The organism is Mycobacterium sp. SMC-21 (assembly GCF_045310825.1).
Classification (GTDB): domain Bacteria; phylum Actinomycetota; class Actinomycetes; order Mycobacteriales; family Mycobacteriaceae; genus Mycobacterium.
This window is the reverse complement of sequence record NZ_JBJIAO010000036.1, coordinates 24,576-49,336: the sequence shown is the minus strand read 5'-3', so window position 1 is coordinate 49,336 and position 24,761 is coordinate 24,576. Positions and strand designations below refer to the sequence as shown.

Genomic DNA, 24,761 nt, shown 5'->3' with positions numbered 1-24,761 from the left:
CACCGTCAGACGGCGATCAACACACCGAAACGGAGGTCGCCTGAAACACCCCGATCCACAGGTATTGACAATTGCTCTTGCGTTCAAGCGGTACGGCGCCGTCGCATCACGCGAGACTGACCTGACGGCGGAAATCCAGCTCGAAAATCACCCTGCGGTCAGGCTCGCCGAAGCTCCCGTGGCAACGGGAGTGACGAATATGCCGACTCGTCGGTCCGCGCGGCCCACGGTGTTCCGCCAGCGCAGCGGCGGGGCCCCGAACCGACGGCTGAATGCCCGGCTGAAACCGGCTTCGGAGGAATAGCCCACTGCCGCGGCGATCGCAGCGACCGACGCGGTATCCGTCCGCAACAACTGCGCCGCCCGGTCGAGCCGGCGGTCGATGAGGTAGCCGGCGGGCGGACACCCCAGCAGCCGGGTGAACCGCTCGGCGAACGCGGTCCGCGACAGGTTGGCCATCTGAGCGAGTTCGGCGACCGACCACGGCCGTGCCAAATCCTGGTGAACGGCCGAAAGCACTTGACCCAGTAGCGGATCCAACGCGGCAGTCAGCCAGCCCGACGGCGCGGCCGTGTCGCGCGACCAGGCCCGCAACGTGTGGATGAACAGCAGGTCCAGGATGCGCGAGATCATCACCGCCGATCCGGGCCGCGGCGCCGCGACCTCTGCCACCAGCAGCCGCAGGCTGACCTCCAGCCACTCCCGATCCACCCCGCCACCGGGCACCACGATGGCCGGGGGCAGCACCGACAACAGCGGATCGGCGACGGCGTCGTCGACCGCGAACGTCCCGGTCACCCAGCGCGGCGAATCCTGTTGCGGGAGTTCATCTTCGTCGGTGTAGCGGTCAGCGTCGACGATCTCGCGGACCGGTACGTCGGGCCCCGCCTGCAGCTGGTGCCGGTCACCGCGGGCCAGGAGCACCAGGTCGCCACCGCGCAGCGTGATCGCCGGCCCGCCGCCGCGCACCCGGAGCCGGACGTCGCCGTGCTCGACGATGTGCAGGAGGCGTTGCCCCGGCATCGCGATGGTGAACGGCACGCAGCGGGGCGCATAACGGGCGACGTGCTGACCGCGCAGGCGCACGGTGTCGAGGATCTCGGAGAACGCATCGGACACAGGTGGCGGTGAATCGGCAAAGTTTGGCGCCTGATCAGTCATTGAACTTGCCTCATCGTCCAAATACTGTCACCGCATGACCGAAAAACCAACAGTCGTCCTGGTCCACGGATTCTGGGGCGGTGCCGCCCACTGGGCCAACGTGATCGTCGAACTGAACCGGCGTGGCTACCCGTCGCTGCGCGCGGTGGAGAACCCGCTGACGTCGCTGGCCGACGATGCCGAGCGCACCCGCAAGATGGTCAGTCAGGTCGACGGTCCCGTCGTCCTGGTCGGGCACTCGTACGGCGGGGCCGTCATCACCGAAGCCGGAGACCTGCCCAATGTGAAGGCCCTGGTCTATATCGCGGCCTTCGCACCCGACGCCGGGGAGAGCCCCGGCGGGATCACCCAGGAGATGCCGCCCGCAGCGGCGGCCAACCTCGCACCCGATTCGGACGGCTACCTCTGGGTCCTCCAGGACAAGTTCCACGAGAGCTTCTGCCAGGACCTGTCGCCCGATGACGCGCTCGTCATGGCCGTCACCCAAAAGGCCCCGCTGGCATCGACTTTCGGTGACACGGTGACGGTGCCGGCCTGGCGGGTCAAGCCGTCGTGGTATCAGGTGTCCACACAGGACCGCATGATCCACCCCGACAACGAACGCCGCATGGCGGAGCGCATGAACCCGCGCAAGATCATCGAACTGGACGCCAGCCACGCGTCGCTGGCTTCACAGGCGGCGGCCGTGGCCGACCTGATCGACGAGGCCGCGACTCAGTCGACCTGAACCGGCCAGTGCTCCCGCCACTCATCCTCTGACACAGCACCCAGCGGTGCCGCGTCCAACTCCACCGCCACTTCGTCGCCGCGGCGGGCGGCGACGATGCGGCGCTCGGCCTCCCGCACGGTATCGATGAATTCGAGAGCCACTGTGCGCAAGGCACTCTCGGCGTCGAAGTCAGGTGCCAGGGTCACCGAGGTGAGTCCGGCCGGAAGCAGATCGGACGGCAGACCGGCCGTGCCGGCCCGTTCGATCAGCTTCTGCGCCAGGGCCAGCGCCGGCAGTGCCGTCGGCACCTCGTCCATGCACGACGTCCGCGCAGCCTTCTCGAGCGCTTTGCGCTCCTCCCATTGCGCAATCTGGTCTTCCAGCGAGATCTCTTGTCCGGCAAGCACTGCCGGCACGCGGTTGCCGAGCTTGCGGATCAGGGTGTCGGCCACGTCATCGATGCCGAACGGATGCAGGGGCGCGTCTTCGGCAATGCGGGCGTGAAACAGCACCTGCAGCAACACATCCCCGAGTTCCTCGCGGACGTCGTCGGCGTTGCCGCCCCGCACCGCGTCGAACAGCTCGTAGGTCTCCTCCAGCAGATACCGGCGCAGCGAGTCGTGCGTCTGCTCGCTCTCCCACGGGCCGTTGGTGCGCAGCTTGTCCATCATCGTGACGGCGTCGATGAGCCGCTCGCCCGGCTGCGAACTGTCCGCTGCGATCAGCTTCTCACCGGCCGCGAGCCGGGCCCGCACCTGCGGATGCTCCGGATCGGACGACAACAGCACGGGTGCCGGATTGTCGGCGTCGCCGTACGCCGGCCGGCCCGACGGCAACGACCACGGCACCTTGACCGGCAGTTCCTCGGTGTACTGCACGTCGCCGGTGAGCAGCACGAGCGCGTCGATCGGCATCAGCGAGGGGCGGCGCGGATCGACCAGGACGACCGTCATGTGCGATCCGCCTCTGCCACCGCGCTACCTCCCAGATCGGTGATATCAACTTCACCTGCCGCTTTCCCGTCGAGCACCAGCAGCAAACCCGCCACCGCGCGGGCCAGCTCCAGGTCCCGGATGCGGGGTGCGCCAACCCCGGCGCCGGCCCGTGGGATCGGGATCTGCACCGTCGACGTGGTGGCCCGGTACGTCGCGCCGGGATACATCCGCTTGAGGCGCAGCTGCCCCGAGTCCATGAGCGTCAGCGGCGTCAGCCGGATGGTCGAGTCCGAGATCGCGCTCACTTCGGTGACGCCGTACTCGCGGCACAGCAGCCGCAGGCGCGCCACCGCGACGAGGCGCTGCGCGGGTTCGGGCAGTGGTCCGTAGCGGTCCACCAACTCCTCGACCACCGACGCCACCGCCGCGTGGTCGGACGCCGCGGCCAACCGGCGGTAGGCCTCGAGCCGCAGCCGGTCGCTGCCGATGTAGTCCGGCGGCAGGTGGGCGTCGATCGGCAGGTCGACCCGCACCTCCTTCGGTTCCTCCACGGCCGCAATGGTTTTGCCGTCCACGGCGGCCCGGTAGGCCTCGACGGCCTCACCGACCAGCCGGACGTACAGGTCGAAGCCGACGCCCGCGACGTGCCCGGACTGTTCGACACCGAGCACGTTGCCGGCACCACGGATCTCGAGGTCCTTCATCGCCACCGCCATACCGGCGCCCAGATCGTTGTTCTGGGCGATGGTCGCCAGCCGGTCGTGCGCGGTCTCGGTGAGCGGAACCTCGGGCGGATACAGGAAGTACGCGTAGCCGCGTTCGCGGCTGCGGCCCACGCGGCCCCGCAGCTGGTGCAGCTGCGACAGGCCGAAGGTGTCGGCGCGCTCCACGATCAGCGTGTTGGCGTTCGAAATGTCAAGGCCCGTCTCGACAATCGTGGTGCACACCAGGATGTCGTACTCGCGGTTCCAGAAGCCCTCGACGGTCTTCTCCAGCATTTCCTCGGGCATCTGCCCGTGCGCCACGACCACCCGCGCCTCGGGCACCATCGCCCGCACCCGCGCGGCCGCGTTGTCGATCGACTTCACCCGGTTGTGGATATAGAACGCCTGCCCGTCCCGCAGCAGCTCGCGTCGCAGCGCCGCGGCGACCTGCTTGTCGTCATGCGGCCCGACGTAAGTCAGCACCGGGAAGCGTTCCTCGGGCGGCGTCAGGATCGTCGACATCTCCCGGATACCCGCGAGGCTCATCTCCAGCGTGCGCGGGATCGGGGTGGCGCTCATGGTCAGCACGTCGACGTGGGTGCGCATCGACTTGATGTGCTCCTTGTGCTCGACGCCGAACCGCTGTTCCTCGTCGACGATCACCAGACCCAGATCTTTCCACGTCACGCCGGTCGCCAGCAGTCGGTGCGTGCCGATCACCACGTCGACCGAGCCGTCCTTCAAACCCTCGACCACCAAACGGGATTCGGCCGGATCGGTGAACCGGGACAGGCCCTTGACCGTCACCGGGAAGCCCGCCATGCGCGCGGTGAAGGTCTGCAGGTGCTGGTCGGCCAGCAGCGTCGTCGGCACCAAGACCGCGACCTGCTTGCCGTCCTGCACGGCCTTGAACGCCGCGCGGACCGCGATCTCGGTCTTGCCGTAGCCGACGTCACCGCAGATGACCCGGTCCATCGGGACCGGCTTCTCCATGTCGGCCTTGACCTCGGTGATGGCGGTCAACTGGTCCATGGTCTCGGTGAAGCCGAACGCGTCTTCCATCTCGGCCTGCCACGGGGTGTCCGGCGCGAAGGCATGCCCCGGCGCGGACTGTCGCTTGGCGTACAGAGACACCAGCTCGCCGGCGATCTCGCGAACTGCCTTGCGCGCCTTGGTCTTCGTGTTGGTCCAGTCGCTGCCGCCGAGCCGGCTCAGCGTGGGCTCGGTGCCGCCGACGTAGCGGGACAGCTGGTCCAGCGAATCCATCGGCACGTACAGCCGGTCGGACCCACCGCCGCGTTTGGCCGACGCGTACTCGAGCACCAGGTACTCGCGCCGGGCGCCGCCGACCACACGCTCGGTCATCTCGACGAACTTGCCGATGCCGTGCTGGTCATGCACCACCAGGTCGCCGGCCGTCAACGCCAGCGGGTCGACGACGTTGCGCCGTTTGGCGGCAAGCCTTTTGCCCTCGGTGACCCCGGCCCGGTTACCCGTCAGATCGGTCTCGGTGATGATCACGAGGTTGACGCCGGCCAGCACCAGACCGTCGTGCAGCGGCCCCTTGAGCACACCGACGACACCGGACTTGGGCACCTCGCCGGGCTCCAACATCGTTGCGGCGACGTCGGATTCGCCGAGTTGCTCGACCACGCGGTGCGCGGTACCGGTGCCCGGCGTCACCACCGCGGCGAGCCCGCCGGTGGCGATGTGCGCCCGCAGCATCGCGAAGATCTCTTCGAGGCTCTGCTGGCTGCGCGCCGACGGCGCCGGCCGGATGTCGAGCTCCCGCGCCGACTCGTTGGCCAGCTGGCTCAGCGTCCACCATGGGTGGCCGCCGGCGGCCGCGGATTCACGGACCTCCACGAAGTCCCGGAAACCCGAACCACCGAGCTGCTCGATGTCGATCGGCGCGTCGCCGCCCACGGCGGCCACCGACCACGAGGCCTCCAGGAACTCGCGGCCGGTCTTGATCAGGTCGGCGGCGCGGGTCCGCACCTTCTCCGGATCACAGATCAGCAGCGGCGCACCGGCCGGGAGCCGGTCGGTGAGCAGCGCCAGTTCGCCGGGGCGCAACACCGGCAGCAGCGCCTCCATGCCGTCGACCGGAATGCCTTCGGCGAGCTTGGCCATCATGTCGGCGACGCTGCCGGTCACCTGGTTGTCGCTACTGGGCAGGCCCGCGCCGATCTCGGCGGCGCGTTCGCGGACGTCCGCGGTCAGCAGCAGTTCACGGCACGGCATCGCGATCACGGTGTCGACGGCGATCTCGGGAATGGACCGCTGGTCGGCCACCGAGAACATCCGCATCTCGGTGACCTCGTCGCCCCAGAACTCGACGCGCACGGGGTGCTCGGCAGTAGGGGTGAAAACGTCGAGAATGCCTCCGCGGACCGCGAATTCGCCGCGCTTGCCCACCATGTCGACGCGCGTGTAGGCCAGCTCGACCAGCCGCGCGACGGTGTCGTCGAAGTCGGCCTCGCCGCCGACGGTCAGCGTCACGGGTTCGGCGTCGGTCACGCCGCCGGCCAGCGGCTGCAGCAGCGACCGGGCCGTGGTGACCACCACGCGCAGCGGCGGCCCGAGGCGGGCGTCATCAGGCAGCGCCAACCGGCGCAGCACCGTCAACCGGGCACCCACGGTGTCGACGCCGGGCGAGAGCCGCTCGTGCGGCAGCGTCTCCCACGACGGGAACAACGCCACGGCGTCGCCGTGGACGGCCCGCAGTTCGGCGGTGAGATCGTCGGCCTCGCGACCGGTGGCCGTGACGACGAGCACCGGGCCCGCGGCGGCGAGCGCGGCCGCGACCGGGAGCCGTGCGCTGACCGGGCCCACCAGAGCCTGCTCGGCGACACCGTCAGCGGCCTGCCGCGTCAGTTCCTGCAGGCCAGGATCGGTGAGTGCGAGTTGGACGAGCCCCGCCAACGGGGTTTGGATCGATTGCTGCCCCGGGGAGGTCATGATGCCTCTGATTGTAGTTCGCAGGACTTCGTCAATATTGGGCACCGTCCCGTCAAGGGATCGTCAACGCGGCGCTCAGCGGCCGATTCGGGGCGCAGGGTGGATCCATGACACTGCTCGACATCCTGCCGTCCCTGCGGGGCGCCATGCGTCCGCGCATCGACACCGCCATCTGGCCGCTGACCACCCAGGTCGACGCCCTGGGCCGACTCTGCGTCGGGTCGGTCGCGCTCACCGACGTGGCCGACGAGTTCGGCACGCCCGCATACGTTCTGGATGAGGCCGACTTCCGCAAGCGGGCGCAGCACTACCGTGCCACGCTGCGCGGTGTCGAGGTCGTCTACGCCGCCCAGTCCCTGCTGACCAGGACCGTTGCCGGTTGGGTGCACGAAGCCGGCCTCGGCATGGCGGTGTGTTCGACGGCCGAGCTGGCCACGGCACTGGCCGGCGGCATGGACCCGGCGCGCATCGTCGTCCACGGCAGCGGCAAGTCGGTCGACGAACTGGCCACCGCCGCGGGCGCCGGCGTCGGCCGCATCGTGCTGGACTGCCCCATCGAGATGGCCTACCTGGCCGGCGTCGCGCGCCGGCGGCAGGCCGTGCTGCTGCAGGTCCGGCCCGGTGTCGACGTGCTGCCGACCGTCCGTCGCGCACTGGCCACCCCGCAACTGCCGCTGGCCGGGCTGTACTGCAATCTCGGCACGCAGATCGCCGAACCGGAGGTCTACGTCGAAGCCGTCCGCGGCCTCGTCGACACCATGACCGATGTGCGCGCCGCCCACGGCGTGGTGCTCACCGAACTGAACATCGGCGGCGGCCACGCCATCGCCTACCGCACCGGGGAACCCGAACTCGACGTGCCGGCCCTGGCCGATTTCCTGGAAGACGCCCTCGACGCCGCGTGCGCCGCCAACCGGTTCCCCCGTCCCCGGCTCGTCGTCGAACCCGGCCGGGCGATCAGCGGCCGCGCCGGCGTGACGCTGCACCGCGTGCAATCGGTGTCGGCCCGCACCGACGGCCGCGCCGTCGTCACCGTCGACGGCAGCCACCCGCATTCCGCGCCGGTTGCGAATTACACTGTCGCCCTTGCCAATCGGCACCCACTCGGGCCCACGCGGCGGTCCACCGTCGTCGGCCGCGACGGCTCCGTCATCGCTGATGATCTCGACCTGCCCGACGACGTCCATCCCGGCGATCTGCTCGCCACCGCGTGCACCGGCGCCTACCACCACAGCATGGCGTCGAACTTCACCATGACGACGCGGCCGCCGGTCATCGCCGTGTGCGACCGCCGGGTCCGGGCACTGATCCGCCGCGAGACCACCGCGGACCTGCTGCTGCGCGACTGCGGGTAGGACCGTCCGCCGAGCATGAGCTTGTGTGCCAACTCTGCGCCGAATCCCGCACACAAGCTCATGTTGGGCGAGCTACAGCTCAGTTCTCGTGCAGCTCGGGATCCGACTCGAGGTGCGTCAGCCCGTTCCAGCACAGGTTGACCACGTGCGCGGCCACCACTTCCTTCTTGGGCTGCCGCACATCCAGCCACCACTGGGCCGTCATCGACACCGAACCGACCAGCGCCTGCGCGTACAGCGGCGCCAGTTCCGGATCGAGCCCCCGCCGGGAGAAGTCACCGGCCAGGATCGACGACACCTGGTTGACGGCGTCATTGAGCAGCGTCGCGTAGGTGCCGGCCGTGATGGTGGCGGGCGAGTCGCGGATCAGGATCCGGAAGCCGTCGGTGTGCTCCTCGACGTAGGTCAACAGGGCCAGCGCCACCCGCTCGACACGTACCCGGGACCGGTTGTTGGTCAATGACGACGTGATGCCGTCGAGCAGTGCCGACATCTCGCGGTCGACGACGACGGCGTAGAGGCCTTCCTTACCGCCGAAATGCTCGTAGACGACGGGCTTGGAGACGTTGGCGCGCTGCGCGATCTCCTCGATGGACGTGCCGTCGTAACCGCGCTCGGCGAAAAGCGACTTCGCGATCTCGATGAGCTGCTGACGGCGTTCACTGCCGGTCATGCGCGCACGAGGGACGCGCGCTCCGTTCTCCGCCGCTGCCATGGTCGCCAGCGTATCCGCTTGCACTAGAGTCTCTGGCGAGTAATCCGTCGTGGTGTAATCGGCAGCACCTCTGATTTTGGTTCAGATAGTTCAGGTTCGAGTCCTGGCGACGGAGCAAGTTCAAAGCGCGATGCGGCGTAGAGAGAGGCGTACGTGACTCGAGGCGAAGCCGCTGTCATCGTTCTGGCAGCTGGGTCGGGCACCCGGATGCGCTCCGACATCCCGAAGGTCCTGCATACGCTGGCCGGCCGCAGCATGCTGGCGCACGCGCTGCATGCCGTGGCCAAGGTCAACCCGACGCACCTGGTCGTGGTGGTCGGTAAGGAGCGCGAGCGCGTCACCGCCCATGTGCACGAGATCGCGGGCGGCCTCGGGCGCAGCGTCACCGTCGCCATCCAGGACCAACAGCTCGGCACCGGGCACGCCGTCAGCTGCGGGCTGTCCGCACTGCCCGAGGACTTCGCCGGCACCGTCGTCGTCACCGCGGGTGATGTGCCGTTGCTCGGCGCCGACACCCTTGCCGACCTCGTCGACACCCACGCCGCCGCCACCGCGGCCGCCACGGTGCTGACCACCACCGTCACCAACCCGACGGGCTACGGCCGCATCCTGCGCACACAGGACCACGAGGTGATCGGCATCGTCGAGCAGGCCGACGCCACCGAATCCCAGCGCGCCATCCGCGAGGTGAACTCCGGGGTGTACGCGTTCGACGCAGCAGCCCTGCGGTCGGCACTGAGCCGGCTGCGCTCGGACAACGCCCAACAGGAGCTCTACCTCACCGACGCCATCGCGATCGTGCGCGGCGACGGCCAGATCGTCCGGGCCCACCACGTCGACGACAGCGCGCAGGTCTCCGGTGTCAACGACCGCGTGCAACTGTCCGAGGTGGCCGCCGAGCTGAACCGCCGCATCATCGCCGGGCATCAGCGCGCCGGCGTCACGATCATCGACCCAGCCACCACCTGGATCGACGTCGACGTGAGCATCGGCCGCGACACCGTCGTCAAGCAGTGCACCCAGCTGCTGGGCGCCACCGACGTCGGCGCGAACTGCGTCATCGGCCCCGACACCACACTGACCGACATGGAGGTCGGTGACGGCGCCGAGGTGATCCGCACCCACGGGCAGCTGGCCGTCATCGGCACCGGCGCCACCGTCGGGCCGTTCACGTACCTGCGGCCCGGCACCGAGCTGGGCGCCGACGGCAAGCTGGGCGCGTTCGTCGAGGTCAAGAACTCGAAGATCGGCACCGGCACCAAGGTGCCCCACCTGACCTACGTCGGGGACGCCGACATCGGCGAGTACAGCAACATCGGCGCGTCCAGCGTCTTCGTCAACTACGACGGCGAGAACAAGAACCGCACCACCATCGGTTCGCACGTGCGCACGGGCTCGGACACCATGTTCGTCGCACCCGTGACCGTCGGCGACGGCGCCTACACCGGCGCCGGCACCGTGGTCCGCGAGGACGTGCCGCCCGGCGCGCTGGCCGTCTCGAAGGGTGAGCAGCGCAACATCGAAGGCTGGGTCGAGCGCAAACGCCCCGACTCGAAGGCCGCAGCCGCAGCCCGGAAAGCGCGCGGCGAGAGCTGAGCTCGATGTTTGTTGTTGGTGTTCTGGTAACCCGGCAACAGTTCCGGGTTACCGGCAAGTACCATTACCGCGTATCGATCCCCCACCGCGAAAGCAGCACACAGTGGCCACGGACTGGACCGACAACCGCAAAAATCTGATGCTCTTCTCGGGGCGCGCGCACCCCGAACTGGCCGAACAGGTGGCCAAAGAGCTCGGCGTCGAGGTCACCCCGCAGACATCCCGGGACTTCGCGAACGGCGAGATCTTCGTCCGTTTCGACGAGTCGGTGCGCGGCAGTGACGCCTTCGTGCTGCAGAGCCACCCCGCGCCGCTGAACCACTGGCTGATGGAACAGCTCATCATGATCGACGCGCTCAAGCGCGGGTCGGCCAAGCGGATCACCGCGATCCTGCCGTTCTACCCGTACGCGCGCCAGGACAAGAAGCACCGCGGCCGCGAGCCCATCTCGGCCCGCCTGGTCGCCGACCTGCTCAAGACCGCCGGCGCCGACCGCATCGTCTCGGTCGACCTGCACACCGACCAGATTCAGGGCTTCTTCGACGGTCCCGTCGACCACATGCGCGGCCAGTCCCTGCTGTGCGGCTACATCGGTGACAAGTACTCCGACTCCGACCTCGTCGTGGTCTCCCCCGACTCCGGCCGCGTGCGCGTCGCCGAGAAGTGGGCCGACTCGCTGGGCGGCGTGCCCCTGGCCTTCATCCACAAGACCCGCGACCCGCTGGTGCCCAACCAGGTCAAGGCCAACCGCGTCGTCGGTGAGGTCAAGGGCAAGACCTGCATCCTGACCGACGACATGATCGACACCGGTGGCACCATCGCCGGCGCCGTGAAGCTGCTGCGCGAAGACGGCGCCAAGGACGTCATCATCGCCGCCACGCACGGCGTGCTGTCCGACCCGGCAGCCCAGCGTCTCGCCGACTGTGGCGCCCGCGAGGTCATCGTCACCAACACGCTGCCCATCACGCCGGACAAGCAGTTCGACGCCCTGACCGTGCTGTCGATCGCGCCGCTGCTGGCCTCGACCATCCGCGCGGTGTTCGAAAACGGCTCGGTCACCGGCCTTTTCGACGGATCCGCCTAAATGGCCCGGATTTACCACAACCCGAAGTGCTCGACCTCCCGCAAGACGCTGGATCTGTTGCGGGAGAACGGCGTTGAGCCCGAGGTCGTGCAGTATCTGAAGACGCCGCCGTCCCGGGCCGAGCTCGCGGCGATGATCGAGGATGCGGGCATCGACGTGCGCACCGCGGTGCGCAAGCGCGAAGCCCTCTACGCCGAGCTGAATCTGGCCGAGGCCACCGACGAGCAGTTGCTCGACGCCATGGCGGAGCACCCGATCCTGATCGAGCGGCCCTTCGTCGTCACCGACAAGGGCACCCGGCTGGCCCGCCCGATCGACGCGGTCCGCGAGATTCTGTGATCCTGCAGCGGATCGGTGGGGCGGTGCTGTCCATTGCGACCGCTCTCACCCTCGCCGCATGCGACGCGAAAACGCCTGACTACAAGTCGATCTGGTCGACGACGCCGACCACCAGCACGACTCCGGTGGACAAGGCCAGCCTGATCCCGTTCCCCGACTACCTGAACAAGCTCGGCGTGCAGAGCAAGCAGGTCGTCCCGGACCAGCTCACCGACCTCAAGGTGTCGCTGCCGCGGCCACCGGGCTGGACGGGCTACAAGAACCTCAACTACTCGCCCGGCACCGTGACGATCGCCAAGAACGACACCTATCCCCTGGCGATGCTGATGGTGTTCCAGCTGTCCGGCGACTTCGACGTCAAGGACGCCCTCAAGCACTCCGACGCCGACGCGCTGCTGTCCGAGAACTTCAAGAAGCTCTACAGCTCGAGCGAGGACTTCCAGGGTTATCCGTCGGCCATGATCGAGGGCAGCTACGACCTGCACAACCGCCGGATGCAGTCGTACAACCGGATCGTGATCGCCCAGCCGTCGCCGCCGCGCCCGGGCATCCACTACCTGATCCAGCTGACCGTCACGACGTACGCCGAACAGGCCAAGGAGCAGGCCGGCGACATCGAGACGATCATCAAGGGCTTCTCCGTCGGACCGAAGTAGCGGCGCCGCACTAAGCTCGCCGTCATGAGCGAATGGACCGCCGCGGACCTTCCTTCCTTCGCCGGCCGCACCGTCATCGTCACCGGGGCCAACAGTGGCCTCGGCGAGGTCACCGCCCGTGAGCTGGCCGGCGTGGGCGCCAAGGTCATCCTGGCCTGCCGCAACACCGCCAAAGGCGACGCCGCGGCCGCGGGCATGACCGGCGACGTCGAGGTCCGTCCGCTCGATCTGCAGAGCCTGGCCTCGGTGCGTGAGTTCGCCGCCGGGGTCGACAAGGTCGATGTCCTGATCAACAACGCCGGCATCATGGCGGTGCCCTTCTCGGTGACCGAGGACGGTTTCGAGAGCCAGATCGGCACCAACCACCTGGGCCACTTCGCCCTGACCAACCTGCTGCTGCCCAAGATCACCGACCGCGTCGTCACGGTGTCGTCCGAGCTGCACCTGCTGGGCTACATCAGCCTCAAAGACCTGAACTGGAAGTCGCGGCCGTACTCGGCCTGGCTGGCGTATGGGCAGTCGAAGCTGGCGAATCTGCTGTTCACCAAAGACCTGCAGCGCCGGCTGTCGATCGCGGGCTCGCCCGTCCGGGCGCTGGCCGCGCACCCGGGCTACTCGGCCACCAACCTGCAGGGCCACACCGGCAATGAGTTCGGCGACAAGTTCTGGCTCGCCGCCAACAAGATCGCCACCGACGCGTCCTTCGGTGCGCGCCAGACGCTGTTCGCGGCGTCGCAGGACCTGCCGGGCAACACGTTCGTCGGCCCGAAATTCGGCTTCCGCGGGCCGACCGGCCCCACCCAGCTGATCAAGCCGGCCGCCCGTTCGGCGCGCACCGCGACGGCGCTCTGGGACCTGTCTGCCCAGCTCACTGCCACTGAATTTCCGCTGTAAGGGGCGTTTCCGCTAGTCTGGCTCACGATCACGGCGAGGGTCGGTCCGATTTCGGGCCACCGTTATCGACGGGAATTCACAGCACGTATGTGCGCAGATATCCCAGCCCTGGCCGTGCCACCCAGTAGATACGGCATCAGGAGCGATTCACATGGCCAAGAACGCGGCCCCCACCTCGAACAATCTGACCGCTGCGGTCCGCACCCGGACCGGCAAGGGCGCCTCGCGTCTGGCCCGTCGCGAAGGCCGCGTGCCCGTTGTCCTGTACGGCCACGGCACCGACCCCCAGCACCTCGAGATCAACGCCCACGACTTCGCTGCCGTGCTGCGTAACTCGGGCACCAACGCGGTGCTGACCCTGGACATCGCCGGCAAGGAGCAGCTCGCGCTGACCAAGCAGGTCGTCGTCCACCCGATCAAGCGCAACATCGAGCACGCCGACCTGATCGTCGTGAAGCGTGGCGAGAAGGTCACCGTCGACGTGAACGTCCTCGTCGAGGGCGACGCCGCCCCCGGCACCCTGGTCACCCAGGACGCCAACACCATCCAGATCGAGGCCGAGGCCCTGTCGATCCCCGAGTCGCTGACCATTTCGGTCGAGGGCGTCGAGGCCGGCACCCAGATCCTGGCCGGCCAGGTCGAGCTGCCCAAGGGCGTCACCCTGGTGACCGACGCCGAGACCCTGGTCGTCAACGTCGTCACCGCGCCGACCGCCGAGGACCTGGACGCCGAGGGCGCCGGCGAGGAAGAGGCCGCTTCGGGCGAAGAGGCCGCAGCCGAGGGCGAGGCGGCCGAAGAGGCCGCTGCCGAGTCGGAGTAGTCCGCTTTGGCCGAGCCACTGCTGGTGGTCGGCCTGGGCAATCCTGGGCCGCGCTACGAAACAACGCGGCACAACGTTGGATTTCTGGTTGCCGACATCCTGGCCGAGCGCATCGGCTCAGGATTCAAGGTGCACAAGAAATCCGGAGCTGAGGTCACCACGGGCCGGCTGGGAGGCCGGTCCGTGGTGCTCGCCAAGCCGCGCACCTACATGAACGAATCCGGCAGGCACGTCGGGCCTTTGGCGAAGTTCTATTCGGTCGCACCGGCTGACGTCGTGGTGCTCCACGACGAGCTGGACATCGACTTCGGCCGTATCCGGCTCAAATTCGGCGGCGGCGAGGGCGGCCACAACGGCCTGCGCTCGATCGCTTCCGCCTTGGGCACCAAGGACTTTCAGCGCGTCCGCATCGGCGTCGGCCGCCCACCGGGACGGCAGGACCCGGCCGCGTTCGTGCTGGAGAACTTCAATTCGAGGGAACGGCCCGAACTGGGCACCATCCTCGAACAAGCCGCCGACGCAACGGAACTGCTACTGCAGCACGGCGTCGAGGCGGCACAGAACACCGTCCACGCCTGGTAGCCATTCCGGCCGTAAAACCACGAAAACCCCCAAATTCCACCGAATTTGGGGGCTTTCGCGATTCTCGCGGGAAGATTATCCGCAGATGTGTTGCCGGTCAACGGCATCGGTGTAGCAGTTACGGCGGCCCTGCGCGCCCACGCGCGAACTCTGGGTGGTGTCCTGGGTACGGATGCCCGGGGTCGCCTTGATCGCCACGCTGCCGTTCGTCTCGCATGTCGACGTGCTGCCGGAGTCCTGACAGGTCGGGCGGGCACCTGCGACGGGCGCCATGATGCCGCTGACCGAGGCCAGGCCCACCAGCAGAGCTGCCATCGTGCGCTTGCCTTGATGAGTCATGTCACCTTCTCACTTTCGGGGGAAGGCCGTCTGTCCCTCAGCCTGCCTTCTGGCCCCCGCATGTTAGTTCGACTATATGTTTCGGCCATGTGACCGTGCCATGAACTCATGGCAAACTCACATGTCCGTGAGCAGCCGAAATGCGGTGACCTGGCGATCTTGAAAAAGGCGGTGAGCAACGTCACCGAACAGCCGAGGAACTTTCCCATGCAACGGAATTCGTCACGACCGCTGCATGCGTGCCTCAGTTCACGGGCACGACGACACCAGTGTCGGCGAGTCCGCAGCAAGAGGAGTGTTGTTCGCCGCCGCCCGGTTGAACGCGTCGCGGCGGGCGTCCTCGACCGTCGGCCCCGCGCCGCCGGCCACGACACCGCTCTCGGGGGCGTGCACGTTGACGATGCACAACCGATCGTTGGTGACCTCATCACTCGTGCACTGGTCGGCGCCGGCCCGGTTACACGCCGCGATCACCGCCACAGAGGCCGCACGGACGTCAGGCCCGGTCGCGGTGAAGCCGACGATGACGCCGCCCCGGACACCGGAACCGACCGCTGCGGCAATGTTGTTCGGCTTCCCGAGCACGCCCGCCGAGCCGTCGGCGCAACCGGGTACCGCGGCGATGGCGCCCGCGCCGAGCACTGCAGCCAGGGCAGCCACCACACGCCTCATGAATACGCCGGTCCTCTCGTCGGTAATTGGCGAGATTACCCGGGGTTCACAGCTTTCGCTCAGCGTAGCGGGCAAGCCCATCCGTGTGGAAAACGTAAAAACCCCCGATCTCCTTGGAGATCAGGGGTTTTCACGACTTCACAAACCTAGCCGGTGACGAGTTCCACCGAGTTGGCGCGACGGAGCTTGCCGGACGGGGTCTTCGGGATGGTGCCGGGGCCCAGCACGACCACGTTGCGCGGCCGCACGTCGACCTCGGTCACGACCTCGTGCGCCACCTGATGCTCGATCCGGCGCACTTCCACCGGGTCCTGCCAGGCGTTGGATTCCACTGCGACAGCGAACGTCTCACGCGAATGACCGGCATCCAGGCGCACCGCCACGGCACAGCCCGGGCGCACACCTTCCACCCGGCCCGCCGCGCGTTCGATGTCCGTCGGGTAGATGTTGCGGCCCGCCATGATGATGACGTCCTTCACGCGGCCACACACCACGACGTTCTGCTCCTCGGTGATGTACCCAAGGTCACCGGTGTCGTACCAACCGTTCTCGTCCTGCGTCGGCAGGAAACCGGCCATGGTGATGTAACCGGGGGTCACCGATTCGCCGCGCAGCTGGATGACGCCGACACCGCGCTCGGGCAGGACGTTGCCGTCCTCGTCGACGACGCGGGCCTCGAGGTCGCGCAGCAGCGGGCCCAGCGATGCCAGACGACGCGTGTTGCCCTTCGAGGCGGGCACGGCACGCCGCAGCGCGGCCAGCAGGTCGGCGTCGACCTCATCGACGACCAGGCCGGCGTTGCACGGCGAGAACGACACCGCAAGGCAGGTCTCGGCCATGCCGTAGGCCGGCAGGATGGCCGAGGCCTTCAGCCCGAACGGCTTACCGGCGTCGATGAGGTCCTCGACGTCAGCGGGGTCGACGGGCTCGGCGCCGGACAGCGCGAACCGCAGGGTGGAGAGGTCATATTCGCCCGGCTTGGCCTGGCGGCGCAGCCGCTTGGCGAACAGCGCGTACGCGAAGTTCGGGGCCGCCGTCATGGTGCCCTTGTACTTGTCGATCAGCTTGGCCCACAGCAGGGTGTCGCGCAGGAAGTCCATGGGCGTGACCTTGACCAGCTCGGCGCCGAAGTACATCGGGATGGTCAGGAAGCCGACCATGCCCATGTCGTGGAAGCACGGCAGCCAACTGACCATGACGTCCTTGTCGACGTCGTACTCGGCGCCGATGAACATGGCCTCGGCGTTGGAGTAGATGTTGCGGTGCGTGATCTGCACGGCCTTCGGCGACCCGGTCGAACCCGAGGTCAGCTGCATCAGCGCGAGATCGTCCTCGCCGGTCTCGACGGGGTCGATGGGCTCGGCAGCGAGCAGATCGCCGACCTTGAGGACCTGCAGGCCCTTCTCCTCCAGCACCGGGATGGCCACCAGGAACGGCTCGGACACGATGACGGCCTTGGCCTCGATCATGCCGATGACGTTCATGGTGTCTTCAGCCCAGACGGCCAGGTCGGTGCGAGGGGTCGGCTGGTGCAGCATGGTGAGGCTGCCACCGCGCATCCAGATGCCCTGGACCGTCGGGGCGATCTCGACCGGGAAGCCGGCCAACACACCGATCTTGTCGCCGGGGCCGATGCCCGCGGCCGCCAGGCCGCCTGCGATACGGCGCGCCCGCTCATGGACCTCACCCCAGGTGTGGCGCACCGGCTCGTGCGGCTCACCGGTGACCATGCCCCGCTGCGATGTACGAGCGTTGTAGTACATCTTGTCGGTAAATCGGCTCACGACAACCTCCTGACGTCAGGCGCCACTGCCCGTCGTTCCATAGTCCGTCCGGTGCCAGGCGCACTTGTAGAGGCGCGCACGCACAATTCGGCCGCGGTTATATCTCGAATCGATGGCTCCGCTGCCATGACTCCGGCGCTGCGCATCCGCCCACCGACACCGCCGGTGAGAAAAACCATTGCGTTCCACGCCTGGCCGCTGGCATACACCATCGATCATCTTAAGAGACTCTTAAGTAGCTAACAAACTGTTGGCCGAATTGAGTGCTGGGTCACACCCGGCGGCACACCCGATCAGGCCTGCTTGCTGGGCGCCGGCACCACCCTGGCGCCGTGCACCGGGCCGCTGGCCACACGTACCGTCCGGCAGACCCCGGCACCGGAAAGCTGGGTACCGACCTCGACGGCGTCCTCGGCGGATGCACACAGGAACGCGCAGGTGGGCCCGGAACCGGACACGATGCCCGCCAGGGCACCCGCTTCGACGCCCGCGCGCAACGTGCGCCGCAGCCCGGTGTCCAGGCTGACGGCCGCGGCCTGCAGATCGTTGCCCAGCAGCGGCGCCAGCTCGCGCGGATCACCGGAGGCCAACGCGGTCAGCAACGGCTCAGGATCGTCCAGCGCCGGCGGCCCGCCCGCCCGGGCATCCTCTCGCAGGTTGTCCAACTCAGCGAAAACCTTCGGCGTGGACAGCCCACCCTCAGCAAATGCCAGCACCCAGTGGAACGTGCTCCGCGCCAACACCGTGGCCAACTGCTCGCCGCGGCCGGTGCCCAGCGCGGTGCCACCGTGCAGCGCGAACGGCACGTCGCTGCCGAGCCGGGCCGCCAGCGCATGCAGGTCCCGCCGGGGCACACCCAGCTCCCAGAGATTGTTCATCGCGACCAGCACAGCGGCCGCGTCGGCACTACCGCCGGCCATGCCGCCGGCCACCGGAATGGATTTCTCGATGGAGATCGCGACGTCGGGCGCGCGGCCGACGTGCTCGGCCATCAGTTCCGCGGCCCGCCAGGCGAGATTGCGGTGGTCGGTCGGCAGGCCTTCCGCACCGGCGCCGAACATCTCCACCGACAGCAGGTCCGCGTTGCGAACGGTCACCTCGTCGAACAGGGAGACGGCGTGGAACACCGTGGTGAGCTCGTGATAGCCGTCATCGCGACAGTCACCGACACCGAGGTACAGATTCACCTTGCCCGGCACGCGGACGGTCACCGAGCCTGTGGGTACCCACTCAGAAGCAGTGTTTCCATCCGACGTAGACACGCCACGACATTAACGCCCGCGGCGAGAGCCACAACACCAAGTGTGGAAAAGGCTGCCCGCCGGCCTCAGTGGGTGGCGTCGACCTGCTGCTCAGGCTCCGGGGCCGTGGCGCGCTGCTCGCGATCCAGCTCACCGGAACGCTGCAGCAACCGCACGAAGTCGGCGATCGCCAGGGTCTCGCCACGACGTGCCGGATCGATGCTGGCGGCCAGCAGCCGTTCGGCCGAGGCATTGCCCGAACCCGCCCACTCCGCGAACGCGTTGCGCGACGTCTTGCGCCGCTGCGCGAACGCGATGTCGATCAGGTCGAAAACCTGCGAGCGGAAGCTGTCGTCGGTCGGCCACGGCGACGTCTCGTGCCGGTCGATCCGGACCAGGCCCGAGTAGACCCGCGGGATCGGCCAGAACACCGTCGGCGACACCATGCCGTAGCGCCGCACGTTGCCGAAGAACCGCACCTTGGCACTGGGCACCCCGTAGTCCTTGGTGCCGGGGTCGGCGGCGAGCCGCTCGGCGACCTCGGCCTGGACCATCACCATGACGGTGCGGATGGTCGGGAATTCCGAGAGCAGGTGCAGGATTGCCGGCACCGCGACGTTGTACGGCAGGTTGGCGACCAGCGCGGTCGGCTGCTCTTCCAAGTCGGACGGCATCAGGTCGAGCACGTCGCGGTTGATCACCGTCAACCGGCCGATCTCACTGTGGGAGTGCTCGGCGACCGTGGTCGGCAACTGGCGGGCCAGCACCGGGTCGATCTCGACGGCCGTCACCTTCGCGCCGCGGTCCAGCAGCGCCAGCGTCAGCGAGCCCAGACCCGGGCCGACCTCCAAGACGTGGGACTGCCGGTTCACCCCGGAGGCCGACACGATGCGCCGCACCGTGTTGGCGTCATGCACGAAGTTCTGTCCGAAGGCCTTACGCGGCCGGAAATCAAGCTCTTTTGCCAGATGCCGGATTTCGGTTCGACCGAGTAGCCGGATCGTCATCGTGCCCCAATTCTCCCGCTACACACTGGCCAGGCACCCCAACCTTGGCGGGCTCGCGTCACTTCAGCAATCGCGATCTGCTCTTCACGTGTCGCAAGATCAGCTCTCGCAGCATAACGCAGACCACCCTGTCGTTCCCAGGTGTTCTGATCAAATTGGACGCCACCGTAAAAACCGTTGCCCGTATTGATGGCCCAGTTGCCGGTGGACTCACAACGCGCCAGCGCATCCCAGGCAGCCCCTTGCGTCACCGGCGGCACCTCGGTGCCGGGCTTGGCGCCGACACGCAGGACGCCGTCGCGCGCCGGGGTCAGCACCTGATTGGAGACCGGCAGCCGACCGGTCTCGACACCGTTGACCGTGGCAACGGCGAACGTCACGTTCTGCGTGCCGGGCTGGCCCGGATCGTCGACCACCTTGCGGCTCATGTTGAGCGCCGGGTCGGGCACCGTGTTCATGGTCGGGGGCAGCGGCGATTCCATGGTCACCTGCTGCAGCCGGATCCGGGTCACATCGATCTGCATGCCCTCGGTCACCGGCGTGGCCGCCGCGGGGACGACGGTGTCGCGCTGCTCCAGCGGCACGCCGGCGGTGGCCAGCAGCCCGGCGACGTTGGCCGCGGCCAGGTGCACCTGGCGCGGCACACCGCCGTCGACGATGGTCACGTTGCGGGCGCTGACCACGGGCAGCGACATGCCGGCCAGCGGCACGCGGGTGGCGCGGTCGGCCGCGACGGGCGCGGTGTCGGTCATGGACAGCTGCTTGAGGGCGTCCTGCACGGTGGCGGCGGTGGTCCACACCTGACGCGTGCCCTGGCCGTCCAGCGAAATCTCGAGCGGGCGGCTGCGGCGCAGCACGATGTTCTCGGCGTCGTGCACGTCCTGGTCGGCCGCGGGGAACAGGTCGTCGCGCTCGCCGACGGTGAAGCCGTTCTCGGTCAGGACGTCGCCGATGCGGGTCTTCATGGTCTGCACCGTCATCGGTGCGCCGTCGATGGTGAGGGTGACGGTCTTGTGGTTCGCGACGGCGAACCCGCCGGCGACGGTCAGCGTGGCGAGGAAGGCCCCGGTCACGCCACGCAGCATCGGCGAGCGCGCATCATGCAATTTGTTCAGAACGTTCAAGGCGTCAATCCCGTGTCTATCGAGCCCGGGGTGGCCCCGAGCAGCGGCCGCGGTGACCACATGAAAGCCACCTCGACCGGGTTGATCACAGAACGGTAACGAACGTCCCCGGGAGGCGGCAACTTGGACTAATGATACAGTCCATAGCTTTTCGAAGCGTTTTCCGAGGTCACCGCGGCAATTTCGGCCGCTGAAGAATTCCGGATCTCGGCCAGTGCGCGGACCGTGTACGGCAGGCAGTACGACTCGTTGGGCGCGCCGCGGAACGGGTGCGGCGTCAGGAACGGCGCGTCAGTTTCGACGAGCAACAGCTCCGCCGGGATGATCGCGGCCGCCTCCCGCAGCGCATGCGCGTTCCGGAAGCTGACGGTGCCGGACAGACTCATGAGCCAGCCGTGATCAGCGCAGGTGCGGGCCATCGCGGCGTCCGACGAGAAGCAGTGGAAGATCACCGTCTCCGGCGCGCCCTCGGACCTGAGCACGTCGAGAACCTCGGCGTCGCCGTCCCGGTTGTGGATCATGAGGGGCTTGCCGACCCGTTTGGCCAGGTCGATGTGCCAGGCGAAGGCCTCGCGCTGCGTCGCCTCGTCGGCGCACCCGTCGAGCTTGCCGGGCCAGTACATGTCGATGCCGGTCTCCCCCACCGCGACCACACGCGGGTCGGCGGCCAGGCCTTCCAGGGTGCGTCTGGCCTGGTCATCGAGGGCGTTGGCACGGGTCGGATGCAGCGCGACGGCGGCGTACACGCGCGGATCGGCATGCGCGGCGCCGACGGCCCACTCGGCCGCCTCGAGATCGTCGGCGATGGTGACGACCTTCTCGACGCCGACGGCTTCGGCACGATCCAGGATTTCTTTGATGCTCGCCGCGTCGGTCGCACCACAGGCGTCCAGGTGGGTGTGGGCGTCGATCAGTCCGGGCAGTGGTTCCGGGGCGGGCGGCTTCTCTCGTTTGGCGCTCACAGCGACACCCTAAAGTGAGACCCAAATGACTCAATCTCTCCCCGGCGCGGGGACGCGCACCCCAGGCGCCCCTTTCTACATCACCACCGCCATCGCGTACCCCAACGGCGCACCGCACATCGGGCACGCGTATGAGTACATCGCCACCGACGCGATCGCCCGGTTCAAGCGGCTCGACGGCTTCGACGTCCGCTACCTGACCGGTACCGACGTGCACGGCCAGAAGATGGCCGAGGCCGCGGCGGCCGAAGGCATCACCGCCGCGGAGCTGGCCACGCGCAACTCCGACGTGTTCCAGGCGCTGCAGGAGAAGCTCAACATCTCCTTCGACCGGTTCATCCGGACGTCCGACGCCGACCACTACGAGGCGTCCAAGGACATCTGGCGCCGGATGAACGAGGCCGGGGACATCTACCTCGGCACGTACGCCGGCTGGTACTCGATCCGCGACGAGCGCTTCTTCGCCGAGGACGAGACCGAGGTGCGCGACGGCAGCCGGTTCGCCATCGAGACCGGCACGCCCGTCACGTGGACCGAGGAGCAGACCTACTTCTTCAAGCTGTCGGCCTACACCGACCGCCTGCTGGCGCATTACGAAGAGCACCCCGAGTTCATCGGACCGGACGTGCGGCGCAACGAGATCGTCAGCTTCGTCTCGGGCGGGCTCAAGGACCTGTCGATCTCGCGGACCACATTCGACTGGGGCGTCCCGGTCCCCGACCACCCCGAGCACGTCATGTACGTGTGGGTCGACGCGTTGACGAATTACCTGACGGGCGTGGGTTTTCCGGACGAGGCGTCGCAGGCCTTCCAGAAGTACTGGCCCGCGAACCTGCACATGATCGGCAAGGACATCATCCGCTTCCACACCGTCTACTGGCCGGCGTTCCTGATGTCGGCCGGAATCGCCCTTCCGGAACGGGTTTTCGCGCACGGCTTCATCAACGTCAAGGGCGAGAAGATGAGCAAGTCGGTGGGCAACGTGGTGGACCCCATCGCGCTGATCGACGCCTTCGGCCTGGACCAGGTGCGCTACTTCTTCCTGCGCGAGGTGTCCTTCGGCCAGGACGGCAGCTACAGCGAGGAAGCCATCATCGGCCGCATCAACGCCGACCTGGCCAACGAACTGGGCAACCTGGCACAGCGCTCGCTGTCGATGGTGAACAAGAACCTCGGCGGAATCGTCCCGGAGCCAGGCGAATTCACCGCCGCCGACCTCGAGCTGCTGAAGCAGGCCGACGCCCTCCTCGAGCAGGTGCGGGCGCACTACGACGTGCCGGCGATGCATCTGGCACTGGAGGCCATCTGGCAGATGCTCGGTGCCGCCAACCGCTACTTCTCGGCCGAAGAACCGTGGGTGCTGCGCAAGTCTCCCGCTGAGTCGGACCAGACCCGCTTCGGCACAGTGCTATACACGACGCTGGAGGCGGTCCGGATCGCCGCGCTGCTGGTGCAGCCGGTGATGCCGGAGTCCGGGGGGAAGCTGCTCGACCTTCTTGGGCAGGACGCCTCGGCACGGGACTTCCGTGCCCTGGGCACCCGGCTGGCACCGGGCACGGTGCTACCGACACCCGAAGGCGTATTTCCCCGCTATCAAGCGGAGACCAAGGAGTAACGAAAAGATATGGCGCAGGACGGCTTACACGAGCGGCTGCACGACGTCTACGAGGAAGTCACCCGCCGCAACGCCGGCGAGATCGAATTCCACCAAGCCGTCTACGAGGTCCTGACCAGCCTGGGCCCGGTCGTCGACAAGCACCCCGAGTACTCCGACACCGCCATCATCCGACGGCTGTTCGAGCCCGAGCGGCAGATCATCTTCCGCGTGCCGTGGATCGATGACGCCGGAGCCGAGCAGATCAACCGCGGCTTCCGCGTCGAGTTCAACTCCGCGCTGGGCCCGTTCAAGGGCGGCCTGCGGTTCCATCCGTCGGTCTACCTGGGCATCGTGAAATTCCTTGGCTTCGAGCAGATTTTCAAGAACTCACTGACCGGCCTGCCCATCGGCGGCGGCAAGGGCGGTTCGGACTTCGACCCCAAAGGCCGCTCCAAGAACGAAGTGATGCGGTTCTGTCAGTCGTTCATGACCGAGCTGTACCGGCACATCGGCGAGTACACCGATGTCCCCGCCGGCGACATCGGCGTCGGCGGCCGTGAGATCGGCTATCTGTTCGGCCAGTACAAGCGCATCACCAACCGCTACGAGTCCGGCGTCCTGACGGGCAAGGGCCTGACGTGGGGTGGCTCGCAGGTCCGCACCGAGGCCACCGGCTACGGCACGGTGTTCTTCGTCGACGAAATCCTGCGCAGCACCGGGCAGTCCTTCGACGGCAAGCAGGTCGTGGTGTCCGGATCCGGCAACGTCGCGATCTACGCCATCGAGAAGGTGCACGCGCTCGGCGGCACCGTCATCGGCTGTTCGGACTCCAGCGGGTACATCGTGGACGACAAGGGCGTCGACCTCGAGCTGCTCAAGGAACTCAAGGAAGTACGCCGCGGCCGAATCTCCGAGTACGCCGACATGCGCGGCGGCAGCGCGCGATTCGTCGAGAACGACTCGATCTGGCAGCTGCCGTGCGACATCGCGCTACCGTGCGCGACGCAGAACGAGCTGGACGGCGACGACGCGAAGGCACTCATCGCGTCCGGCTGCCAGGTCGTCGCCGAGGGCGCCAACATGCCGTGCACCCCGGAAGCAGTGAAGTTGTTCGCCGAGGCCAAGGTCGCCTTCGCGCCCGGCAAGGCCGCCAACGCCGGCGGCGTCGCCACCAGCGCGCTGGAGATGCAGCAAAACGCGTCGCGCGACTCGTGGACGTTCGAGGAGACCGAGCAGCGGCTGGCCGAGATCATGGGCCGCATCCACGACCGCTGCCTGAGCACCGCCGACGAATACGGCCAGCCGGGCAACTACATGGCCGGGGCCAACATCGCCGGGTTCATCCGGGTCGCCGACGCGATGTCGGCCCTCGGAGTCGTCTGACCTGGGCATCGACCTTGCGGTGACTCGCTCTTTTGCGCCACGGCCGTCAGGATCAACAACAGCTAGTGTGAGCTGCGCCACACCGCGTCACATTTCGGGCGCCGCCGGTGTCTTGAGGGCATAACCAACCCCGAAGGAGAT

At 67.9% G+C, this 24,761-nt stretch carries 22 protein-coding genes and 1 tRNA gene; 12 read left to right on the top strand and 11 right to left on the bottom strand.

Going from position 1 to position 24,761, the window contains the following annotated elements; translation table 11 throughout:
- Positions 1 to 147: 147 nt before the first annotated feature.
- Entirely contained in the window at positions 148 to 1,161 is a 1,014-nt protein-coding gene (locus ACJH6H_RS24380) for a cupin domain-containing protein (protein WP_406775972.1), read from the bottom strand.
- A 34-nt stretch (positions 1,162 to 1,195) separates the two neighbouring features.
- On the opposite strand from ACJH6H_RS24380, the gene ACJH6H_RS24375 reads away from it, so the two are divergent.
- Positions 1,196 to 1,888: an alpha/beta hydrolase gene (locus ACJH6H_RS24375; protein WP_318986717.1), complete on the top strand. Its 693-nt coding sequence runs from the start codon at positions 1,196 to 1,198 to the stop codon at positions 1,886 to 1,888.
- Here ACJH6H_RS24375 and ACJH6H_RS24370 read toward each other — a convergent pair.
- Positions 1,876 to 2,823, bottom strand: a complete 948-nt coding sequence (locus tag ACJH6H_RS24370) for a nucleoside triphosphate pyrophosphohydrolase (protein ID WP_318986718.1) — start codon at positions 2,821 to 2,823, stop codon at positions 1,876 to 1,878. The two genes, ACJH6H_RS24375 and ACJH6H_RS24370, sit on opposite strands and share 13 nt — an antisense overlap.
- Positions 2,820 to 6,470: a transcription-repair coupling factor gene (gene mfd / locus ACJH6H_RS24365; RefSeq protein WP_406775971.1), complete on the bottom strand. Its 3,651-nt coding sequence runs from the start codon at positions 6,468 to 6,470 to the stop codon at positions 2,820 to 2,822. The genes ACJH6H_RS24370 and mfd overlap by 4 nt, the downstream gene beginning before the upstream one ends.
- 107 nt (positions 6,471 to 6,577) lie before the next feature.
- Between mfd and ACJH6H_RS24360 the strand changes: the two genes are divergently transcribed.
- The gene (locus ACJH6H_RS24360) at positions 6,578 to 7,825 is read left to right on the top strand and encodes a diaminopimelate decarboxylase family protein (protein WP_406775970.1); all 1,248 of its coding nucleotides are present in this window, start codon (positions 6,578 to 6,580) and stop codon (positions 7,823 to 7,825) included.
- A gap of 79 nt (positions 7,826 to 7,904) precedes the next feature.
- Here ACJH6H_RS24360 and ACJH6H_RS24355 read toward each other — a convergent pair whose 3' ends face one another.
- A complete protein-coding gene (locus ACJH6H_RS24355; RefSeq protein WP_064983424.1) occupies positions 7,905 to 8,498 on the bottom strand; it encodes a TetR/AcrR family transcriptional regulator in 594 nt (197 codons plus the stop codon).
- Positions 8,499 to 8,583: 85 nt separating this feature from the next.
- Here ACJH6H_RS24355 and ACJH6H_RS24350 point away from each other — a divergent pair.
- From ACJH6H_RS24350 to pth, 8 genes are all read left to right on the top strand, one after another.
- Positions 8,584 to 8,655 (top strand) — tRNA-Gln (locus tag ACJH6H_RS24350).
- 38 nt (positions 8,656 to 8,693) lie between these two features.
- Positions 8,694 to 10,136: a bifunctional UDP-N-acetylglucosamine diphosphorylase/glucosamine-1-phosphate N-acetyltransferase GlmU gene (gene glmU, locus ACJH6H_RS24345; RefSeq protein WP_406775969.1), complete on the top strand. Its 1,443-nt coding sequence runs from the start codon at positions 8,694 to 8,696 to the stop codon at positions 10,134 to 10,136.
- A gap of 103 nt (positions 10,137 to 10,239) precedes the next feature.
- Positions 10,240 to 11,220: a ribose-phosphate diphosphokinase gene (locus tag ACJH6H_RS24340; protein ID WP_318986724.1), complete on the top strand. Its 981-nt coding sequence runs from the start codon at positions 10,240 to 10,242 to the stop codon at positions 11,218 to 11,220.
- Positions 11,221 to 11,559 carry an arsenate reductase (glutaredoxin) gene (gene arsC / locus ACJH6H_RS24335; RefSeq protein ID WP_318986725.1) on the top strand — a complete coding sequence of 113 codons (339 nt, stop codon included), beginning with the start codon at positions 11,221 to 11,223 and terminating at the stop codon, positions 11,557 to 11,559.
- Positions 11,560 to 11,561: 2 nt separating this feature from the next.
- Positions 11,562 to 12,215, top strand: coding sequence for an LpqN/LpqT family lipoprotein (locus ACJH6H_RS24330; RefSeq protein WP_406775974.1), 654 nt, complete (start codon positions 11,562 to 11,564; stop codon positions 12,213 to 12,215).
- A gap of 24 nt (positions 12,216 to 12,239) precedes the next feature.
- Positions 12,240 to 13,109 carry an oxidoreductase gene (locus ACJH6H_RS24325; RefSeq protein WP_346416164.1) on the top strand — a complete coding sequence of 290 codons (870 nt, stop codon included), beginning with the start codon at positions 12,240 to 12,242 and terminating at the stop codon, positions 13,107 to 13,109.
- 151 nt (positions 13,110 to 13,260) lie between these two features.
- Entirely contained in the window at positions 13,261 to 13,929 is a 669-nt protein-coding gene (locus ACJH6H_RS24320; protein WP_318986728.1) for a 50S ribosomal protein L25/general stress protein Ctc, read from the top strand.
- 6 nt (positions 13,930 to 13,935) lie between these two features.
- Positions 13,936 to 14,511, top strand: a complete 576-nt coding sequence (gene pth / locus ACJH6H_RS24315; RefSeq protein WP_064859487.1) for an aminoacyl-tRNA hydrolase — start codon at positions 13,936 to 13,938, stop codon at positions 14,509 to 14,511.
- Between the two features lie 75 nt (positions 14,512 to 14,586).
- On the opposite strand, the gene ACJH6H_RS24310 is transcribed toward pth, so the two are convergent.
- The 7 genes from ACJH6H_RS24310 to ACJH6H_RS24280 all read right to left on the bottom strand — a co-directional run bounded on the left by ACJH6H_RS24310 (position 14,587) and on the right by ACJH6H_RS24280 (position 21,640).
- Entirely contained in the window at positions 14,587 to 14,850 is a 264-nt protein-coding gene (locus ACJH6H_RS24310) for a hypothetical protein (protein ID WP_110767396.1), read from the bottom strand.
- A gap of 249 nt (positions 14,851 to 15,099) precedes the next feature.
- Positions 15,100 to 15,522, bottom strand: a complete 423-nt coding sequence (locus ACJH6H_RS24305) for a hypothetical protein (protein WP_406775968.1) — start codon at positions 15,520 to 15,522, stop codon at positions 15,100 to 15,102.
- Between the two features lie 146 nt (positions 15,523 to 15,668).
- Positions 15,669 to 17,306, bottom strand: coding sequence for a fatty acyl-AMP ligase (locus ACJH6H_RS24300; protein ID WP_293014853.1), 1,638 nt, complete (start codon positions 17,304 to 17,306; stop codon positions 15,669 to 15,671).
- Positions 17,307 to 17,599: 293 nt separating this feature from the next.
- Positions 17,600 to 18,568 carry a 4-(cytidine 5'-diphospho)-2-C-methyl-D-erythritol kinase gene (locus ACJH6H_RS24295; RefSeq protein WP_226520758.1) on the bottom strand — a complete coding sequence of 323 codons (969 nt, stop codon included), beginning with the start codon at positions 18,566 to 18,568 and terminating at the stop codon, positions 17,600 to 17,602.
- A gap of 65 nt (positions 18,569 to 18,633) precedes the next feature.
- Entirely contained in the window at positions 18,634 to 19,554 is a 921-nt protein-coding gene (rsmA, locus tag ACJH6H_RS24290; protein ID WP_406775967.1) for a 16S rRNA (adenine(1518)-N(6)/adenine(1519)-N(6))-dimethyltransferase RsmA, read from the bottom strand.
- Positions 19,551 to 20,678 carry a transglycosylase family protein gene (locus tag ACJH6H_RS24285; RefSeq protein WP_406775966.1) on the bottom strand — a complete coding sequence of 376 codons (1,128 nt, stop codon included), beginning with the start codon at positions 20,676 to 20,678 and terminating at the stop codon, positions 19,551 to 19,553. The genes rsmA and ACJH6H_RS24285 overlap by 4 nt, the downstream gene beginning before the upstream one ends.
- Before the next feature lie 128 nt (positions 20,679 to 20,806).
- Positions 20,807 to 21,640, bottom strand: a complete 834-nt coding sequence (locus ACJH6H_RS24280; protein WP_133427946.1) for a TatD family hydrolase — start codon at positions 21,638 to 21,640, stop codon at positions 20,807 to 20,809.
- Between the two features lie 25 nt (positions 21,641 to 21,665).
- Between ACJH6H_RS24280 and metG the strand changes: the two genes are divergently transcribed.
- Entirely contained in the window at positions 21,666 to 23,255 is a 1,590-nt protein-coding gene (gene metG, locus ACJH6H_RS24275) for a methionine--tRNA ligase (protein WP_406775965.1), read from the top strand.
- Positions 23,256 to 23,264: 9 nt separating this feature from the next.
- The gene (gdhA, locus tag ACJH6H_RS24270) at positions 23,265 to 24,620 is read left to right on the top strand and encodes an NADP-specific glutamate dehydrogenase (RefSeq protein ID WP_406775964.1); all 1,356 of its coding nucleotides are present in this window, start codon (positions 23,265 to 23,267) and stop codon (positions 24,618 to 24,620) included.
- Positions 24,621 to 24,761 lie beyond the last annotated feature (141 nt).

Excerpts from the sequence above, each read along its gene's own strand:
- ACJH6H_RS24380 (WP_406775972.1), bottom strand. The coding sequence starts at position 1,161 with ATGACTGATCAGGCGCCAAACTTTGCCGATTCACCGCCACCTGTGTCC.
- ACJH6H_RS24375 (WP_318986717.1), top strand. The coding sequence starts at position 1,196 with ATGACCGAAAAACCAACAGTCGTCCTGGTCCACGGATTCTGGGGCGGT.
- ACJH6H_RS24370 (WP_318986718.1), bottom strand. The coding sequence starts at position 2,823 with ATGACGGTCGTCCTGGTCGATCCGCGCCGCCCCTCGCTGATGCCGATC.
- mfd (WP_406775971.1), bottom strand. The coding sequence starts at position 6,470 with ATGACCTCCCCGGGGCAGCAATCGATCCAAACCCCGTTGGCGGGGCTC.
- ACJH6H_RS24360 (WP_406775970.1), top strand. The coding sequence starts at position 6,578 with ATGACACTGCTCGACATCCTGCCGTCCCTGCGGGGCGCCATGCGTCCG.
- ACJH6H_RS24355 (WP_064983424.1), bottom strand. The coding sequence starts at position 8,498 with ATGACCGGCAGTGAACGCCGTCAGCAGCTCATCGAGATCGCGAAGTCG.
- arsC (WP_318986725.1), top strand. The coding sequence starts at position 11,221 with ATGGCCCGGATTTACCACAACCCGAAGTGCTCGACCTCCCGCAAGACG.
- ACJH6H_RS24325 (WP_346416164.1), top strand. The coding sequence starts at position 12,240 with ATGAGCGAATGGACCGCCGCGGACCTTCCTTCCTTCGCCGGCCGCACC.
- ACJH6H_RS24320 (WP_318986728.1), top strand. The coding sequence starts at position 13,261 with ATGGCCAAGAACGCGGCCCCCACCTCGAACAATCTGACCGCTGCGGTC.
- ACJH6H_RS24310 (WP_110767396.1), bottom strand. The coding sequence starts at position 14,850 with ATGACTCATCAAGGCAAGCGCACGATGGCAGCTCTGCTGGTGGGCCTG.
- ACJH6H_RS24305 (WP_406775968.1), bottom strand. The coding sequence starts at position 15,522 with ATGAGGCGTGTGGTGGCTGCCCTGGCTGCAGTGCTCGGCGCGGGCGCC.
- rsmA (WP_406775967.1), bottom strand. The coding sequence starts at position 19,554 with ATGACGATCCGGCTACTCGGTCGAACCGAAATCCGGCATCTGGCAAAA.
- metG (WP_406775965.1), top strand. The coding sequence starts at position 21,666 with ATGACTCAATCTCTCCCCGGCGCGGGGACGCGCACCCCAGGCGCCCCT.
- gdhA (WP_406775964.1), top strand. The coding sequence starts at position 23,265 with ATGGCGCAGGACGGCTTACACGAGCGGCTGCACGACGTCTACGAGGAA.